This is a genomic window from Mesorhizobium sp. WSM4808 (assembly GCF_055811675.1).
The window spans coordinates 133831-151189 of record NZ_JBVVQX010000010.1 but is presented as its reverse complement, the minus strand read 5'-3'; the positions used below and the strand labels follow the sequence as shown (position 1 = coordinate 151189).

General features: G+C 64.2%; 17 protein-coding genes. 15 read left to right on the top strand and 2 right to left on the bottom strand.

Going from position 1 to position 17359, the window contains the following annotated elements; translation table 11 throughout:
* Positions 1-89: 89 nt before the first annotated feature.
* The 8 genes from AC0L2U_RS19435 to AC0L2U_RS19400 all read left to right on the top strand — a co-directional run bounded on the left by AC0L2U_RS19435 (position 90) and on the right by AC0L2U_RS19400 (position 8172).
* The gene (locus AC0L2U_RS19435; protein ID WP_127395748.1) at positions 90-1079 is read left to right on the top strand and encodes a TIM barrel protein; all 990 of its coding nucleotides are present in this window, start codon (positions 90-92) and stop codon (positions 1077-1079) included.
* 41 nt (positions 1080-1120) lie between these two features.
* Complete coding sequence (locus AC0L2U_RS19430; RefSeq protein ID WP_128364175.1) at positions 1121-2173, top strand: sugar ABC transporter substrate-binding protein; 1053 nt, start codon at positions 1121-1123, stop codon at positions 2171-2173.
* A 68-nt stretch (positions 2174-2241) separates the two neighbouring features.
* Positions 2242-3756, top strand: a complete 1515-nt coding sequence (locus AC0L2U_RS19425; protein ID WP_128364585.1) for a sugar ABC transporter ATP-binding protein — start codon at positions 2242-2244, stop codon at positions 3754-3756.
* 9 nt (positions 3757-3765) lie between these two features.
* The gene (locus tag AC0L2U_RS19420; RefSeq protein WP_128364586.1) at positions 3766-4734 is read left to right on the top strand and encodes an ABC transporter permease; all 969 of its coding nucleotides are present in this window, start codon (positions 3766-3768) and stop codon (positions 4732-4734) included.
* Positions 4731-5606 carry a MurR/RpiR family transcriptional regulator gene (locus AC0L2U_RS19415; protein ID WP_013529211.1) on the top strand — a complete coding sequence of 292 codons (876 nt, stop codon included), beginning with the start codon at positions 4731-4733 and terminating at the stop codon, positions 5604-5606. The genes AC0L2U_RS19420 and AC0L2U_RS19415 overlap by 4 nt, the downstream gene beginning before the upstream one ends.
* Positions 5603-6496: a ribokinase gene (locus AC0L2U_RS19410; protein WP_473602494.1), complete on the top strand. Its 894-nt coding sequence runs from the start codon at positions 5603-5605 to the stop codon at positions 6494-6496. The genes AC0L2U_RS19415 and AC0L2U_RS19410 overlap by 4 nt, the downstream gene beginning before the upstream one ends.
* Positions 6497-6598: 102 nt before the next feature.
* Complete coding sequence (gene purE / locus AC0L2U_RS19405) at positions 6599-7096, top strand: 5-(carboxyamino)imidazole ribonucleotide mutase (RefSeq protein WP_473602493.1); 498 nt, start codon at positions 6599-6601, stop codon at positions 7094-7096.
* Positions 7093-8172: a 5-(carboxyamino)imidazole ribonucleotide synthase gene (locus AC0L2U_RS19400; RefSeq protein WP_292695921.1), complete on the top strand. Its 1080-nt coding sequence runs from the start codon at positions 7093-7095 to the stop codon at positions 8170-8172. The genes purE and AC0L2U_RS19400 overlap by 4 nt, the downstream gene beginning before the upstream one ends.
* A gap of 100 nt (positions 8173-8272) precedes the next feature.
* Here AC0L2U_RS19400 and AC0L2U_RS19395 read toward each other — a convergent pair whose 3' ends face one another.
* The gene (locus AC0L2U_RS19395) at positions 8273-8602 is read right to left on the bottom strand and encodes a lysozyme inhibitor LprI family protein (RefSeq protein WP_473602492.1); all 330 of its coding nucleotides are present in this window, start codon (positions 8600-8602) and stop codon (positions 8273-8275) included.
* A 242-nt stretch (positions 8603-8844) separates the two neighbouring features.
* Between AC0L2U_RS19395 and ykgO the strand changes: the two genes are divergently transcribed.
* The 4 genes from ykgO (at position 8845) to AC0L2U_RS19375 (ending at position 12184) form a co-directional block, all read left to right on the top strand.
* The gene (gene ykgO, locus AC0L2U_RS19390; RefSeq protein ID WP_006327841.1) at positions 8845-8970 is read left to right on the top strand and encodes a type B 50S ribosomal protein L36; all 126 of its coding nucleotides are present in this window, start codon (positions 8845-8847) and stop codon (positions 8968-8970) included.
* A 112-nt stretch (positions 8971-9082) separates the two neighbouring features.
* Positions 9083-9688, top strand: a complete 606-nt coding sequence (locus AC0L2U_RS19385; protein ID WP_292142128.1) for a tetratricopeptide repeat protein — start codon at positions 9083-9085, stop codon at positions 9686-9688.
* A gap of 110 nt (positions 9689-9798) precedes the next feature.
* A complete protein-coding gene (locus AC0L2U_RS19380; RefSeq protein WP_128363322.1) occupies positions 9799-11085 on the top strand; it encodes an NAD(P)/FAD-dependent oxidoreductase in 1287 nt (428 codons plus the stop codon).
* Between the two features lie 262 nt (positions 11086-11347).
* On the top strand, positions 11348-12184 hold the full coding sequence (locus AC0L2U_RS19375; RefSeq protein WP_473602491.1) for an SH3 domain-containing protein: 837 nt from the start codon (positions 11348-11350) through the stop codon (positions 12182-12184).
* A gap of 12 nt (positions 12185-12196) precedes the next feature.
* Here the strand turns inward: AC0L2U_RS19375 and AC0L2U_RS19370 are convergent, their stop codons facing one another.
* Positions 12197-12943 (bottom strand): SDR family oxidoreductase, encoded by a 747-nt coding sequence (locus tag AC0L2U_RS19370; RefSeq protein ID WP_127807881.1) that lies wholly within the window; start codon positions 12941-12943, stop codon positions 12197-12199.
* Between the two features lie 313 nt (positions 12944-13256).
* On the opposite strand from AC0L2U_RS19370, the gene zwf reads away from it, so the two are divergent.
* From zwf to edd, 3 genes are all read left to right on the top strand, one after another.
* Positions 13257-14726 carry a glucose-6-phosphate dehydrogenase gene (gene zwf, locus AC0L2U_RS19365; protein WP_127320684.1) on the top strand — a complete coding sequence of 490 codons (1470 nt, stop codon included), beginning with the start codon at positions 13257-13259 and terminating at the stop codon, positions 14724-14726.
* On the top strand, positions 14708-15424 hold the full coding sequence (gene pgl / locus AC0L2U_RS19360; RefSeq protein WP_127807882.1) for a 6-phosphogluconolactonase: 717 nt from the start codon (positions 14708-14710) through the stop codon (positions 15422-15424). Before zwf ends, pgl begins: the two co-directional genes overlap by 19 nt.
* Before the next feature lie 73 nt (positions 15425-15497).
* Complete coding sequence (gene edd, locus AC0L2U_RS19355; RefSeq protein ID WP_292636177.1) at positions 15498-17321, top strand: phosphogluconate dehydratase; 1824 nt, start codon at positions 15498-15500, stop codon at positions 17319-17321.
* Positions 17322-17359 lie beyond the last annotated feature (38 nt).

Here is a 17359-nt window from a genome sequence, read left to right as displayed (position 1 = left end):
CAGCTTGGTGGCCGCTTCGTAGCCTCTCAAAACAATAACTTTACAAATATCTTTCTTTATGTGAAGTCATGACGATTGCAGGATCGATCATGACAGCCACTCGTTTCGCCACGCGCCTGAATTCGTTTGCCTCGCGACCGCAGGCCGAGTGGCCCGATCTTACCGGCAAGCCGTCGCTGCTGCAGATGGCGGCGCGCGCCGCCAAGGTCGAGGGGCTTACCGATCTTGATCTCAACTTTCCTGACCACGTCGGTGAAAAGCCCACGGAAATCGCCCTGAAACTGGGCGATCTTGGGCTCTCCATCAATGGCTTTGCCATGCGCTACTACTCCAACCCCGCCTTCAAGCTCGGCGCTTTCACCAATCCGGATCCGGCGGTGCGTCGCGAGGCCATCGACCTGACCAAGGCCGGCATCGATGCCCTGCGTGAGGCCGGCGCCAGCCTGATGACGCTGTGGCTCGGCCAGGATGGCTTCGACTACGCCTTCCAGGCCGACTATTCGACGCTTTGGCAACACGAAATTGATGGGATTCGTGAAGTTGCGGCACATGATCCCGACTGTCAGATCAGCCTTGAATACAAACCGAACGAACCACGCTCCTACAGCCTGATGCCGGATGCGGCGACGACCTTGCTGGCAATCCGCGATGTCGGCCTGCCCAATCTGGGCGTCACGCTCGATTTCGCTCATGTGCTCTACGCCGACGAACAGCCGGCCTTTGCCGCAGCCCTGGTGGCGCGTCACAGCAAGCTGCTCGGCGTGCACCTGAACGACGGCTACGCCAAGCGCGACGACGGCCTGATGGTCGGCGCGGTGCACACGCTGCAGACCATCGAGCTGCTCAGGCAGATTCGCCGCGACGGTTACGCCGGCGCCATCTATTTCGACACGTTCCCCGATATGACCGGGCTCGATCCGGTGCGCGAGTGCGAAGTCAACATCGCCACCGTCAAGCGCATGCTGCGCGTCGTCGACCGGCTGGAGCAGGACAATCGCCTGTCCGCCGCCATGGACAGCCAGGACGCGGTGACGTCGCAGGCCATCATCCAGGAAATCATGCTCGGGCCGGATAGCTGAGGCATCCGCGCCATCGCCGTTTTCAACCAGGGAGGAATACAATGAAACTTCTGCTTGCCACCGCTACCGCCGCACTGATGGCGCTCTCGATCGGCTCTGCCTTTGCCGCCGACCTCGCGCCGCTCAATTCCGACACGGAAAAGGACCGCATCGACTGGTCGCAGGTCCAGGCCAAGTTCGGCGCGTTCCCCAAGCTGCCCGAAGGCACCAAGGCAGGCGCGGTCTCCAAGACGTTGACCAATGAATACTGGCGCTCGCTGGGCGAGGGCTACACGGCATTCGGCGCCAAGGTCGGCGTTCCCGTCGTCTATCAGGCAGCGCAGAGCGAGGGCGACCAGCTCGGCCAGCTCACCATCGCCGAAGGCCTGGTGACGCAGGGCTACAACGTGCTGCTCGTCTCGCCGCAGACGGATGCCAATCTGCAGCCGATCATGGAGCAGGCCAGGGCCGCCAACGTGCCGGTGGTCAATGTCAATGACGCCGTTATCCCGCAGGCCGAGCATTATGTCGGCAACGTCCAACGCGACAATGGCGTGCGCGTCGCCAAATGGTTCGTCAAGAATCGTCCGAATGGCGGCAAGGTCGCCATCGTCGAAGGCCAGGCTGGCGTCTATGCCGCCGTGCAGCGAACCGATGGCTTCAACTCGACCATTACCGAAGCCGGCAAGTTCGAGGTTGTCGCCAGCGTTCCCGGCAACTGGGACCGCCAGACCTCCTATGACGCGGCCACCAACATCCTGCAGCAGCATCCCGACCTGATCGGCTTCTATGCCAACAATGACGGCATGGCGCTCGGCATCGTCGAGGCTGTCAAGGCCGCCGGCCTGCAGGACAAGGTTGCGGTCTTCGGCACCGACGGCATTTCCGATGCCTATGCCTCCATACGGGCCGGCGAACTGACCGGCACGGTCGACAGTTTCCCGGTTCTGACCGGCGAAGTGGCGTTGGAAACAGCTCTGCGTCTCGTCGCGGGACAGAAGCTGCCGCGCGTCGTCGCCACGCCACAGGCGCTGATCACCAAGGACAATGCCGACCGCTATTCCGGCGCCGGCGCGCGCAAGGCGCTGCTCGAGGACGCGGCTGCGGGCCAGTAAGGCCAACCAACAGTGCCGGTCAGGGCAATTCGCTTCTGACCGGCACCATGGCCCGGAGATAGATCCCGATGTCACCCAGGCTGCAATTCAAGGGGATTTCCAAGCTGTTTCCGGCCGTACGGGCGCTTGACGGCGTTTCGTTCTCGGTCGCGGCCGGTGAAATCCACGGCCTGCTCGGCGAAAACGGCGCCGGCAAGTCGACGCTGCTGCGCATACTGTCTGGCGTCTACAGGCCGACAGCGGGAAGCGTCCTCATTGACGGCAAGCCGGTTACACTCGCCAATCCGGTTGCCGCGCGCGCTGCGGGCGTCGCCATGATCCATCAGGAATTGCAGCAGGTGCCGCGCCTCAGCGTCGCCCAGAACATGTTCCTCGGCCATCCGCTGACACGAGGCGGCATCTTCGTCGCCAGCAGAGAGCAGGAGCGCCGCGCCGCCGAGGCTCTTGCAGCCATCGACCCTTCCATCGATCCAGCCGCCCCGCTCGGCACCCTGAAGGTGGCGCAGCGGCAGATTGTCGAGATTGCCAGGGCATTGCTCGATCGCGCCCGCATCGTCGCCATGGACGAGCCGACATCGAGCCTGACGCCGAGCGAATTCGAACGGCTCGCGCAAGTCATTACAGGTTTGGCGCGCGATGGCGTCGCCGTCGTCTATGTCTCGCACAAGCTGGATGAGGTGTTCGGCATCTGCCGGCGCGCCACCATCATGCGCGACGGCGTCGTCGTCGATTCCGTCGATCTGAAAGACCTGTCGGAGAAAGCGGTCGTGGCGATGATGGTCGGCCGCGAACTGGCGCAGGAACACCATAATTCCCATGCCACGAACAAGGTCATGCTGAGCGCGCGTGGCCTCTCCTCGGCGACGAAGGTGCGCAACGTGTCGTTCGATCTGCATCGCGGCGAGGTGCTGGGGATTGCCGGCCTGGTCGGTTCCGGCCGAACTGAACTTTTGCGGCTCCTGGCCGGCGCCGATCGCGCCACGGCCGGCACCATTGCAATCGACGGCAAGGCGGCGCGCTTCGCCGGCCCGCGCGATGCGATTGCCGCCGGCATCGGCATGGTGCCGGAGGAGCGCAAGCGCGAAGGCATCGTGCCGCTGCGCTCGATCACCAGCAACATGGCGCTGGCCTCGATGAACGTATTCGCGCCGCGCGGCGTCATCGATCACACCAGGCTGAAACAGGTGGCGGTCGACAGGATGAGCCGCGTCAATCTGCGCCCGTTCCTGCTCGACCGGCCGATCCGCCTGTTCAGCGGCGGCAACCAGCAGAAGGCGATCATCGGCCGCTGGCTGGCCGCGGGAACGCGCATCCTCTTGTTCGACGAACCGACACGCGGCATCGATGTCGGCGCCAAGGCGGAGATCTATCATCTGATCGAGGAACTCGCCGCCGAGGGCCATGCCGTGATCGTCGTCTCCTCCGAACTCCCCGAAGTGATCCGGCTTGCCGACCGCGTGCTGGTCATGCGCGACGGCACGATCGCGGCCGAACTCCACAGAGACGATATCAGCGAACAGGCGATCGCGGCGCACGCCATCCCGCAAACGCAAACGCCGGCCGCGCAACAGGCAAGGCAGTAGGTGACGGATATGTCGGATACCACTCTGGTGCGGCCACGCGCCGAATTCCTGCGCGGCGTTTCCATGCGCGACGCCGGCACGCTGATCGGCCTTGTCGTGATCCTGGCAGTATTCGGCGCGCTGGTGCCCGGCTTCTTCGCCGAGCGCAACCTGATCAACATCCTGCAGCAGTCGAGCATCAATGCCTGTCTGGCGCTGGGCATGACGCTGGTCATCATCTCCGGTGGCATCGACCTGTCGGTCGGGCCGACGGCGGCACTCTCGGCCGTCATCTCGGCCTCTATGATGGTCGCCGGCGTGCCGTTTCCGTTGGCCATCGCCGCCGGCTTCGCCATTGGCCTTGCCTGCGGCCTCGTCAACGGCGTGCTCGTCGCCTATGTCGGGCTGCAGCCCTTCATCGTCACGTTGGGAACGCTCAGCACCTATCGGGCGCTGGCGCTGATCTACACCGGCGGCAATCCGGTCCTCGGCCTGCCCGCCGACTTTCGCGCCATCTTCAGCGGATCGCTGTTTGGACTGCCTCTGGCGGTCATCATCGTCGCCTGCGTGGCTGTCGTCGCCTGGGTGGTTTTGAAGAAGACGCCCTTCGGCGAATATCTGCTTGCCGTCGGCGGCAACGAGGAGGCGGCCTACATCGCCGGCGTGCCGATTGCCCGCACCAAGATCGCCGCCTACATGATCTCAGGCCTGCTGGCGGCGCTTGCCGCGCAGATCCTGGTCGGCCGGCTCGGCGCCGCCGAGCCCATCCTCGGCAATCTCTGGGAACTCGACGCCATCGCGGCTGCCGCCATCGGCGGCGCCTCGCTGATGGGCGGCAAGGGCAGCATCGTCGGCACCATCCTTGGCGCCGTCATCCTCGGCGCTATGCGCAACGGTTTGACGCTGATGAACGTCCAGTCCTTCTATCAGCTTCTGGCAACTGGTCTTATAATCCTCGCCGCGATGCTTATCGATCGCGTGACGAGGGGGCGTGGATGACCTTGAGCGGGCTGGACCTGAAAGCGGTAGGACCGCGGATCCGCATGATGATGCCGCATCTCACTCCGTTGGAGGCGAAGGTGGTGGAAACCGTCTTCGGCCGGCGCGGCTTCGACGAGAGCATTCCGCTGAAACAGATCGCCGAAGAGTCCGGCGTGTCCGAGGCGATGGTGGTCAAGATCGCCAAGAAGCTGGGCTTTTCCGGCTATCGCGACTTCCGCACCGCCGTCTATGAATACAGTCGCCTGCCGACCGCCGAGATGCACCAGGAACTGTCATCCGACGACAGTTCGGCCGAGATCGTGCAAAAAGTCTTTCGCACCTCCATCCAGGCGCTGGAGGAGACGCTGGCGATCCTCGACATCGAGGATTTCGACCGCGCCGCCGAGCTGCTCTTCCGTGCCAAGAACCGGGATTTTTATGGCGTCGGCGGCTCGGCGCAGATCGCCCGCGATGTCTCGCACAAGTTTCTGCGCATCGGCATCCGCGCATCCGTCTATGACGATTCGCATATGATGTTGATGTCGGCCTCGCTGCTCGGCGGCGACGACATCGCCGTCGGCTTCTCGCATTCGGGCAACACGTCGGCCGTCATCGACGCCATCCAGCTTGCCCGCAAGAACGGTGCCCGCACGCTGGCCATCACCAACTACGACAACTCGCCGCTGGCTGCGGTCGCCGACATCGTGCTTTGCTCGACCGCGCAAGGCTCGCCGCTGATGGGCGAGAACGCAGCGGCGCGCATTGCCCAGCTCAACATCCTCGACGCGCTGTTCGTGGCGGTGGCACAGCGCGATTATCAGGCGGCGGAGCGCAATCTCGGCCGCACCATGTCCGCGGTGACATCGAAACGAAAAGACCGGGGCTCATGACGACATCGCCGCTGGTCACCGTGTTCGGCAGCTTGCACTACGACATCATGGTCGACGCGCCCGACCGCCCGCGCAAGGGCGAGACGGTGACCGGCCATGCCTGGCACCCGAAATGCGGCGGCAAGGGCGGCAACCAGGCTGTCTCGGCGGCGCGGGCCGGCGTGCGCGCGGCGATGATCGGCGCCGTCGGCGACGATGATTTCGGGCGGGCGTTGCTGGCCAATCTCAATCGCGCAGTGGTCGACCACCGCTTCGTGCGGGTGGCCGCTGGCGCCGGCTCCGGCATGAGCGTGGCGATCTTCGACGCGGGCGGCGACTATGGCGCGGTGATCGTCTCGGGCAGCAATCTGACACTGGGCAATGCCGACATTGCCTCTGCTTCCGATGTGATGGTCCAAACGGCAGTGCTTTTGTTGCAGAACGAAGTGCCGGAAGCCGGCAACATTGCCGCCGCACGCGCCGTCAAAGCACGGGGCGGCCGCGTCGTGCTCAACGCGGCCCCCGCGCGCAAACTCTCCGAGGAGTTGATCGCGCTGGTCGACATATTGGTGGTCAACGCCATCGAGGCGGAATTCCTGGCTGGCACAGCGGTGGTCGAGAAACTCGACGGCGCCGCGCAAGCCGCACGGCTATTGGCCGATCTTTATCCGGTGGCGATTGTCACGGCGGGCGGCGAGGGCGTCGCCTGTTGCGATCGGAGCGGTGAGGCCTTTGCTCTGTCCGCCATCCCCGTCAAGGTCGCCAGCACGCATGGCGCCGGCGATGAATTCGTTGGCGCGCTGGCCGCGGGACTTGCCCGTGGGCAGACCATGCGGGCGGCCATCACCGCCGCCAACGCGGCTTCGGCCTTGCTGGTCTCGACGCCAGAGGCCGAGCGCGACAGCATCTGATCGGCTGGTTTCCGTCTTGCCAGACCGCAGCAGCGGCCGCCTATCCTTGCGGCCCCGCGCGAATTCCGCTAAGGCGCGCCTTTGTCGCCGGGGAACACGGACTTGGACGATCAACGCGCCGACGTCGCCATCATCATGGGCAGCCAGTCCGACTGGGCAACGATGCGCCATGCCGCCGAAACGCTGGAAGCACTCGGCATCACGCACAAGCGGCTGATCATCTCCGCGCATCGCACGCCGGACCGGCTCTATGATTTCGCCAAGGGCGCCAAGGCAGCCGGTTATCAGGTGATCATCGCCGGCGCCGGCGGTGCGGCGCACCTGCCCGGCATGACGGCGGCGATGACGCCGCTGCCGGTGTTCGGTGTGCCGGTGGAATCGAAAGCGCTTTCCGGGCAGGATTCGCTGCTGTCCATTGTCCAGATGCCGGCCGGCATTCCCGTGGGCACGCTGGCCATCGGCAAGGCCGGCGCTGCCAACGCAGCCCTTCTGGCCGCTGCCGTGCTGGCCCTGAACGATGACAGCCTTGCCGTCCGTCTGGACGCTTGGCGCGCCGCGCAGACCGCCAAGGTCGCGGCAGAACCGACGGATACGCCGTGAGCCTGCCCGCCGGATCGACCATCGGCATCATTGGCGGCGGCCAGCTCGGCCGCATGCTGGCTGTTGCTGCCGCCCGCCTCGGCTACCGCACCGTGGTGCTGGAGCCGCAAGCGGATTGCCCCGCGGCACAGGTCGCCAACCGGCAGATAACAGCCGCCTATGACGACCCGGCCGCCCTTGCCGAACTGGCAGGCTCGAGTTCCGTCGTCACCTACGAGTTCGAGAACGTGCCGGTTGCAGCCGCCAGTGCGCTGGCCGCCAAGGTTCCGGTCTATCCGCCGGCGCGTGCGCTGGAAGTGGCGCAGGACCGGGTGGACGAAAAAACATTCCTCAACGGCATCGGCATTGCCACCGCCGATTTCCACGCCGTCGACAATGATGACCAGCTGGTCGCGGCGCTGAAAGCATTCGACGGCAGCGGTGTCCTGAAGACCCGGCGCATGGGCTATGACGGCAAAGGCCAGCGCGTCTTCCGCAACATGGAAGCCGGCGGCTTCGCCGGCACATGCGAGGCGATGGGCAATGTGCCTCTGATCCTGGAGGCCTTCGTGCCTTTCGAGCGCGAGATATCGGTGATCGCGGCGCGTGGGCTGGACGGTGCGGTTGTCGCCTACGATCCAGCCGAGAATATCCATCGCAACGGCATTCTCCACACATCGACCTTGCCGGCCGCCATTATGCCGGAGACGGCGGAAGCGGCCCGGACGGCCGCATCGAAGATCCTGTCGGCGCTGAACTATGTCGGCGTCATCGGCGTCGAGTTCTTCGTGCTGGCGGACGGCTCGCTGCTGGCCAACGAGATCGCGCCGCGCGTGCACAATTCCGGCCATTGGACGGAAGCCGCCTGTATCGTCTCGCAGTTCGAGCAGCATATCCGCGCCATCGCCGGCCTGCCGCTCGGCGCCCCGGACCGCCATTCCGACTGTGTGATGGAAAACCTGATCGGCGACGATGTGTTGCGCGTCCCGGAGCTTCTCGCCGAGCCCGATCTGATGCTGCATCTCTACGGCAAGGCCGAAGCGCGGCCCAGCCGCAAGATGGGCCATTTCACTCGGATCAGCCGTCGCGCCTCATAAGGTTGCCTACTGCAAATCGTCGCTCTCGTCCTGCCCTGGATTGGCGCAACTCACATCGCCTTCCTCGCAATTGGCCGCGGCAGCGAGCTGCTTGATGCGATTATTGGTCAGTCTGGTGAGGCATTGCGATACTGCCATCGGATGGACTCGAGCCGCCTTGACTGGCGGCGGTGGAATGCGCGCATTCGGCATCGCGAAAAGTGATCCAGGCGCGTTGCGCCACCTGCAGCAATCTCTTGCCGCCGGCGTCATCCGAACTGGTGAGGTCCTGATAGGCCATGTTGAGCTTGGCGTCGGCCGCCTGGTAGTCTTCGCCGGCACAGATGTTCATCATCTGCTGGCTATCGTCGCTGCGGTCGCATTCCTGCGCGCGAGCAACCGAAGCTGCCGCCAGCAGGACAAGGCAGGCGGACAGGAACATTCGGCGCATGGTTCTCTCCAAATCACTTCACGGCGACCGCATCATCCCAGCCGGCCCCAGGGCCGCGCAATGCCGCAAGGCCGACATGGCGGATAATTGATGACAGGGACGATTCACAGCCGCTATGGAGCACGCTTGCGGTTGACAGGGACAAGGCTCCTCGTTTATGAGCCTCCCACAGTTCAAAGCCGCGTCTTCTGGCGCGCCTTAAAATTTCGACCCGGACCGGGTCCACACCGACAGGCAAGACCATGAAGATCAAGAATTCGCTCAAGGCGCTGAAGGCGCGTCACCGCGACAACCAGTTGGTTCGCCGCAAGGGCCGCGTCTACATCATCAACAAGACCGCCCCGCGCTACAAGGCACGCCAGGGCTGAGTTTTCGGGCAGGAGGCTGTTGCCTCCGCCCATTTGATGCTTGTTGCCGCCTGCCGGCATTTTCACGCCAAATTCAGTTTGACGTTCCGTCGCCCTGGACTAGAGTCCGGCGATGCGGATTCTTTTTGCATTTTTGACATCTCTGCTTGTTTCCGGCGTCATTTATGGCCCGGCATGGGCGGATGATGCTGTCGCGCCGCCGGCCACTCAGGGCGCGCCGCCCGCCGCAACGACGAAACAAGCCCGCCTCGACCAGTTGTTCAGCGATCTGAAACGCGAGCGCAACGAAAAGGCGGCCGAGCGGATCGCCGGCAACATCTGGAGCGAGTGGTCGCAATCCGGCAGCGCCTCGATCGACCTGATGATGCAGTGGTCGCAAAAAGCCGTCGAGGGCCAGAAGTTCGACGTCGCGCTCGATTTCCTCGACCAGGTGGTGACTTTGCAGCCGACTTATGCCGAAGGCTGGAACCGGCGTGCCACCGTCCATTTCATGATGAAGAACTACGGCAAGTCGATGTCCGACATCGACCATACGCTGCAGCTCGAGCCGCGCCACTTCGGCGCGCTGTCCGGCCTGGCGCAGATCATGGCGCTGACCGGCCACAAGCAATCGGCGCTCGAGGCCTGGCAAAAGGTGCTGGCCATCTATCCGATGATGCGCAGCGCCCAGGACCAGGTCGGCACGATTTCGGAGGAACTTGCCGGTGAAGGCATTTGATGTCCTGAAGGGAATACGGGAGTAAGGCAGTATGTAAGTGGTGCAGATTGCGCTGTGGAACATATCCCCTACTCCCCTACTCCCCTACTCCCCTACTCCCTGCGAGCATCATGCCTTACCAATCCCCAATTTCCCCCGGCCGTTCCTGGTACGAGGACACGGCGGGACCGAGGCCCGAATATCCCGGACTGGATGGCGACCGGACATGCGATGTCGTCATCATTGGTGGCGGCTTCACCGGGCTGTCGGCGGCGGCGCATCTGGCCAAGGCAGGCACCAATGTCGTACTGATCGACGCGTATCGCTTCGGCGATGGCGCCTCGGGACGCAATGGGGGGCAGCTCGGCACCGGCCAGCGCGCCTGGGCCGAGGACCTGGAAGCCGAGTATGGCTTGGCCCGCGCCAAGGCGCTGTTTGATCTTGCCGAAGAGGCCAAGGCGCATCTCCTCGAATTCACTGCCGCCAACCAGATCGATATCGACTATATGCCGGGCCAGCTCTCGGTGGCGCACAAGCCCCGCTATGTCGACGACTACAAGGCGCATGCCGAGATCATGGCGAGCCGTTTTGCCTACCCGCATATCTCGTTCATGGATGCCAAGGAGACGGCGGAGCGGTTGGGCTCGACCGCCTATTTCGGCGGCACGCGCGATACCGGCACAGGGCACATCCATCCGATGAAGCTGGTGATCGGCACGGCGCGGGTGGCAGCGCTTGCAGGCGCGCAGCTGTTCGAGGGGACGCCGTCGACCGGCATCATGTCCAGTGGTGGCAAGGTCAAGGTTTCTACACCGAGGGGGACGGTGACGGCGCAGAAATGCCTGATAGCGGTCAACGCCTATGGCGGCGCGCTCGAGCCGGTGAGTGCGGCGCACATCATGCCGATCGGTTCCTTCATCGGTGCGACCGTGCCTCTGGGAGCGCACTCGAACGTTTTGCCGGGCGGCGAGGCGGTCGACGATTCCCGCTTCGTCGTGCGCTATTTCCGCAGATCGAAGGACGGGCGGCTGCTGTTTGGCGGACGCGAGGTTTATGGCGTCAACGATCCGAAGGATATCCACATTCACATCCGCCGCCAGATCGCGGAACTCTACCCCGCACTCAGGGATGTCGAGATCACGCATGGGTGGGGCGGCTATGTCGGCATCACTGTGCCGAGAAAGCCTTTCGTGCGCGAAGTGATGCCCAATGTGATCTCGGCCGGCGGCTATTCCGGCCACGGCGTCATGCTGTCGAACTATTTCGGTAAACTCTATGCTGAAACCGTTGCCGGCAACCGCGACCGGCTGAAGCTGATCGAGGATCTGAAAATCCCGCCGTTCCCCGGCGGCCGGCGCTTCCGCACGCCGCTGCTGTTCCTGGCGCTCAACTGGTTTGCGTTGAGGGACAGGATCTAGCCGACCGACCTGATGTAATATTGTAATATTCATTGTAACATTTGTTGCCCGTGCGACGCATTGCGCAATTTCCCGCAAAGGCGCAGAATCCCCTATAATGGCGTAGTGATGCCACAATCGCAGGCGAAAGCTGCCGGTTCTGGGCGATTGTTCGGGGATTGTTGCGGGACTGCCCGCGTTGTTTTTGGGACCTATGCGGATCAGACGCCGGACTTCCGGCACCGACTGAAAGAACGTCGGCCCGCTTATGGAGGTGGCAAGAGTGAGAGAGCCCTTCAGTTTCGGTACGCCGGAACGTCGGCGCTTTGCCATGCAGTTCGGATACGACATGCGGCCGTCCTTCTGGCAGGAAGTCCGTTCGAACTCGCATCTGGTGATCGCCGCGATCGGCACCGCCGCGTTGCTTAGCATCGCCGCCGTGGCGCTGTGGCTGGCATTGCCGGCCAGCGACAGGCAAGCGGCAGCGAGCCCCGAGCAGACCATTCCAACGGTTCCGGTGAAGACGACGAAAATAACCCCGGTTGGGGCCGCGGTCGCCGCGGCAGCCGTGCCGCAGGCGCGCAAGTCCGACGCAATTCCAACTACCGTGGCGGCCGCGCAAACCAACCTCCCCGCACTTGCCGCCAATGACCCGCGCTGGACCGGTTCCCAGCCGAAGGACGCAACCACGTCCGATTCGACCGCTCCCAAGGCAGCGGACAAGCAAGCGGCGGCATTCGCACAGCCGGCAGCCGCTACCGATGCCGCCACCGAACTCGCCAAGGTAGCCGCGCCCAGCGCAGCCGCGGGCAACCACCCCGACGGCGCACAAACCGCCGCCATCCCCGCGGTGCAGCCGCAATCGCCGGCTCAAGAGCCAGCGGCAGAGGGGGATGACAGCCAAGCCAAGGCGAAGCCAAGGAAAGCCGCAGCCGCCGGAACAGGGCGCATCCTGAGGGCCGTGACCATGCGAAGCGGCCCGAAGAAAAATGCCGCCGCCATCGGTACGGTGCCAGCCAAAACCTCGGTGCAGGTGAAGAGCTGCAAGCAATGGTGCCAGATCACCTACAACGGCAAGACCGGCTGGGTCTACAAGAGTTACATCAAGACCGGCGCGTGACGCCTGGCACTTTCAGATGCAGCGGCCGCCATCGACCTCCAGCGCCACGCCGGTGATGAAGGCGGCTTCGTCCGAGGCCAGCCAGAGTGCGGCATTGGCGATGTCGAGCGGCGTCGAAAGCCGGCCGAGCGGGATCGATGCGCGGAACTTCTCGCGGATTTCGGGCGTGTCGGCGCCCATGAATTTCTCCAGCATGCCGGTCTCGCCGGCAACCGGGCAGAGGCAGTTGACGCGGATGTTCTTCGGCGCCAGTTCGACCGCCATCGACTTGGTGGCGGTGATCGCCCAGCCTTTCGACGCGTTGTACCAGGTGAGGCCGGGGCGCGGCCGCAGACCCGCGGTGGAGGCCGTGGTCAGGATGACCCCGCCGCCCTGCCGCTCCATGATCGGCACCACGGCGAGTGCCGCGTGATAGATCGCCTTCATGTTGACTGATGTTATCAGGTCGAAGGTGTCCTCGTCGACATTGAGCATGTCGCCGTTGCGATGGGTATAGCCGGCATTGTTGACCATGATGTCGATGCGGCCGAAGGCGCTTTTGGCGGCATAGACCATCTCGTCGAATTCGGAGCGCAGCGAGACATCGGTCTGGGTCCAGATCGCCGCTTCTCCGATCTCACCGGCGACGCGTTCCGCGCCCCTGGCGTTGAGGTCGGCGACAACGACCCTGGCGCCCTCCTGCGCAAAGCGCCTGGCGATGCCCTCGCCAAAACCCGACGCAGCGCCGGTGATGATCGCAACCTTGTTTTCCAGACGCATGTTTTTCCGCTCACTATTGGTGACGATCAACGGGCACGTCATTGGCGCTCATCCGCGCAAAGCCACGGCTTCTGACTGGATTGGCCGAAAGATGTGGGTCCATAGCCGATTTCTCCTTTGGCTTTCGCGTCGATCCCGCTCTATGCTGCAACTGCGAAGGCTTCCGGAGCCGCGCCTTCGACAAGCCTCCGGGTCATCGGGCTGTCAAGGGGCAGGCGCATACACCCAGATGTGACACCATGGCACTGGAAAATTTAAATCGATTAGATTATATCAGCCGCGTCACAGCGACCGGCGTCAAAGCGGACAGACCATGACCAGCCAGATCATCCCCGTCGAGCCTTTCGACTTCATCATTTTCGGCGGCACCGGCGATCTGTCGGAGCGCAAGCTTCTGCCGTCGCTCTATTATCGCCAGCGCGACCATCAGTTTTCGGAGCCGACACGCATCATCGGCACGTCGCGCTCGAAAATGAGCGACGAAGAATTCCAGGCCTTCGCCAAACAGGCGATCTCCGAGCACGTCAAACCGGCCGACATCGACGCCAAGGAACTGAAGACTTTTCTGGCGCGACTATCCTACGTCTCGGCCGATGCGACGAGCGGCGCCGGCTTCGACAAGCTCAAGAAAGCGATCGGCGACAGCGACCGCATTCGAGCCTTCTACCTGGCGGTGGCGCCGGCGCTGTTCGGCGACATCTCGCACAAGCTGAAAGAGCACAATCTGATCACGCCCAACTCGCGCATCGTGCTGGAAAAGCCGATCGGCCGCGACCTCGATTCGGCACGTAAGCTCAACGACCTGGTCGGCGACGACTTCCACGAAAGCCAGATCTTCCGCATCGACCATTATCTCGGCAAGGAGACGGTGCAGAACCTGATGGCGCTGCGCTTCGCCAACGCGCTCTACGAGCCGTTGTGGAATTCAGCCCACATCGACCATGTGCAGATCACCGTGGCCGAGACCGTCGGCCTGGAAGACCGCGTCACCTATTACGACAAGGCCGGCGCGCTGCGCGACATGGTGCAGAACCATATGCTGCAGCTGCTGTGCCTCGTCGCCATGGAAGCGCCATCGTCGATGGATGCCGACGCCGTGCGCGACGAAAAGCTGAAGGTGCTGCGGGCACTGAAGCGCATCAACGGCAACGAGGCGCCAAAGCACACCGTGCGCGGGCAGTATCGCGCCGGGGCTTCGGCCGGCGGACCGGTGAAAGGCTATGTCGAGGAACTCGGCAAGGACAGCAACACCGAAACCTTCGTCGCCATCAAGGCCGAGATCGGCAATTGGCGCTGGTCGGGCGTTCCGTTCTATCTCCGCACCGGCAAACGGCTGGCGACGCGGGTTTCGGAAATCGTCATCGAATTCAAGCCGATCCCGCATTCGATCTTCGGCGACAGCGCCGGACCGATCTTCGCCAACCAGCTTGTCATCCGGCTGCAGCCGGACGAAGGCGTCAAGCAGTTCATCATGATCAAGGATCCGGGCCCGGGCGGCATGCGTCTGCGCCAGATCTCGCTCGACATGAGTTTCGCACAGTCCTTTGACGGCCGCGCACCGGACGCTTATGAGCGGCTGATCATGGACGTCATCCGTGGCAACCAGACCCTGTTCATGCGCCGTGACGAAGTCGAGGCGGCGTGGAAATGGATCGACCCGATCCAGAATGCCTGGGAAAGTGCCAGGCAGGAGGCGCAGGGCTACACGGCGGGCACCTGGGGGCCATCGGCCTCGATAGCACTGATCGAGCGTGACGGGCGGACATGGCACGAGAGCAATTGAACAGCGCCGCCTACAGCTGGAACGGCTTCGCCGGGCGCCAGGAACTGGCGGCCGCCCTTGCAGGTCATGCTGCAGGCAGACTGACCAAGGCGATCGCCGAGCGCGGCACGGGGTTGCTCGCCGTCTCCGGCGGCACCACGCCGGCAAAATTCTTCGCCGCCCTTTCAGCGATACCCATCGCCTGGGACAAGGTGATCGTGACGCTGGTCGACGAGCGTTTCGTGCCGGCCTCTTCGCCACGCTCCAATGCCGGGCTGGTGACCGCCAACCTGTTGCAGAACGCGGCCAAGGCGGCTCGTTTCGTGCCGCTCTATCACGAAGCCACCAGCATCGAGGATGCGGCCTCGTCCGATGATGCAGCGCTCCGGTCCTTGCCATGGCCGCTCGATGTCGTCGTGCTCGGCATGGGGCCGGACGGCCACACCGCCTCGTTCTTTCCCGATGCCGACGATCTGGCAACGCTGCTCGACCCGTCTTCCGACAGGATCGTGCTGCCGGTTCATGCGGCAAGTGCGGGCGAGCCGCGGCTGACCCTGTCGCTGGCGCGCATCGTCGAAGCCGGCTTCATCGCGCTGCACATAGAGGGTGAGGACAAGCGTATCGCCTTCGACGGCGCGGTTGCGCCCGGGCCGCGAAAGCCAATCCGCGCCGTGCTCGACGCAGCGCATAAGCCCGTAGAGGTTTTCTGGGCCCCCTGAATCTCGATTTACTCTGGTCCCGGCAAACGGCGGGAGGATGTTTCCGGGACCTCGCCTGAAAGGACCGACCGCCATGACCGCCAGACGCGACATCGAAGCCATCACCGAACGCATCCGCCAGCGCTCAAAGCCGGGCCGCGAGCGTTATCTTAGCCGCATTGCCGAGGCATCGAACCGCACCGCCAACCGGGCTGTGCTGTCGTGCGGCAATCTCGCCCACGGCTTTGCGGTGTGCAGCCCCTCGGAAAAGCTCGCGCTGGGCGCCGACAAGGTGCCGAACCTCGGCATCATCACCTCCTACAACGACATGCTGTCGGCGCATCAGCCGTTCGAGACCTTCCCCGCGCTGATCAAGGACGCGGCACGCGAAGCCGGCGGCATTGCGCAGGTGGCCGGCGGCGTGCCGGCGATGTGCGACGGCGTCACCCAGGGCCAGCCCGGCATGGAGCTGTCGCTGTTTTCGCGCGACGTGATCGCCATGGCCGCCGCGATCGGCCTGTCGCACAACATGTTCGACGCCGCCGTCTATCTCGGCGTCTGCGACAAGATCGTGCCGGGGCTGGTGATAGCCGCCCTCACCTTCGGCCATCTGCCGGCGGTGTTCATCCCGGCCGGACCGATGACGACCGGGCTGCCCAATGACGAGAAGGCCAAGGTCCGCCAGCTCTACGCCGAGGGCAAGGCCGGGCGCGCCGAACTGCTGGAAGCCGAGTCCAAATCCTATCATGGGCCGGGCACCTGCACCTTCTACGGCACGGCGAATTCCAACCAGATGCTGATGGAGATCATGGGCCTGCACACGCCGGGCGCTTCCTTCGTCAATCCCGGCACCCCGCTGCGCGAGGCGCTGACCCGCGAGGCGACGAAGCGGGCGCTGGCGATCACCGCGCTCGGCAACGCCTATACGCCTGTCGGCCGGATGATCGACGAGCGCTCGATCGTCAACGGCATCGTCGGCCTGCACGCCACCGGCGGCTCGACCAATCACACCATCCACCTGATCGCCATGGCGGCGGCGGCCGGCATAGCCATCACCTGGCAGGATATTTCCGACCTTTCGGAAGCCGTGCCGCTGCTGGCGCGGGTCTATCCGAACGGCCTCGCCGACGTGAACCATTTCCACGCCGCCGGCGGGCTCGGCTTCCTGATCCGCGAACTGCTCGACGAAGGCATCCTGCATGAGGACGTGCAGACGGTGTGGGGCGAAGGCCTGCGGCCCTATGCGGTCGAGGCAAAGCTCGGCGCCGACGGCAGCGTGGTGCGCGAGGCCTCGCCGAAGGCAAGCGGCGACGAAAAGGTGCTGGCGCCGTTCAACAAGGCATTCCAGGCGACCGGCGGCCTGAAGGTGCTGTCAGGCAATCTCGGCCACGCCGTCATCAAGACTTCCGCGGTGAAGCCGGAGCGGCGTATCATCGAGGCGCCGGCCAGGGTCTTCGACAGCCAGCAAGGGCTGAACGATGCGTTCAAGGCAGGCACGCTGACCGGTGATTTCATCGCCGTCATCCGCTTCCAGGGGCCGAAGGCCAATGGCATGCCGGAACTGCACAAGCTGACCACCGTGCTCGGCATCCTGCAGGATCGCGGCCAGCGCGTCGCGCTGGTCACCGACGGGCGCATGTCTGGCGCCTCCGGCAAGGTGCCGGCGGCGATCCATGTGACGCCGGAGGCGGTCGAGGAGGGTCCTATCGCCAGGATCCACGAAGGCGACATCATCCGGCTCGACGCCGAAGCCGGCACACTCGAAGTCCTGGTGCCGGCCGGGGAGTTCGCCTTGCGCCGGACGGCGGATGCCGATCTTATCGGCAACGAGTTCGGCTTCGGCCGCGAACTGTTTGCCGGCTTCCGGCAATTGGTCGGCCGCGCCGACCATGGCGCCAGCGCCTTCGGCACCGCTTGACGGCAGTTCTGCGTCGTTCATGAAAAAGGGCGGCACAT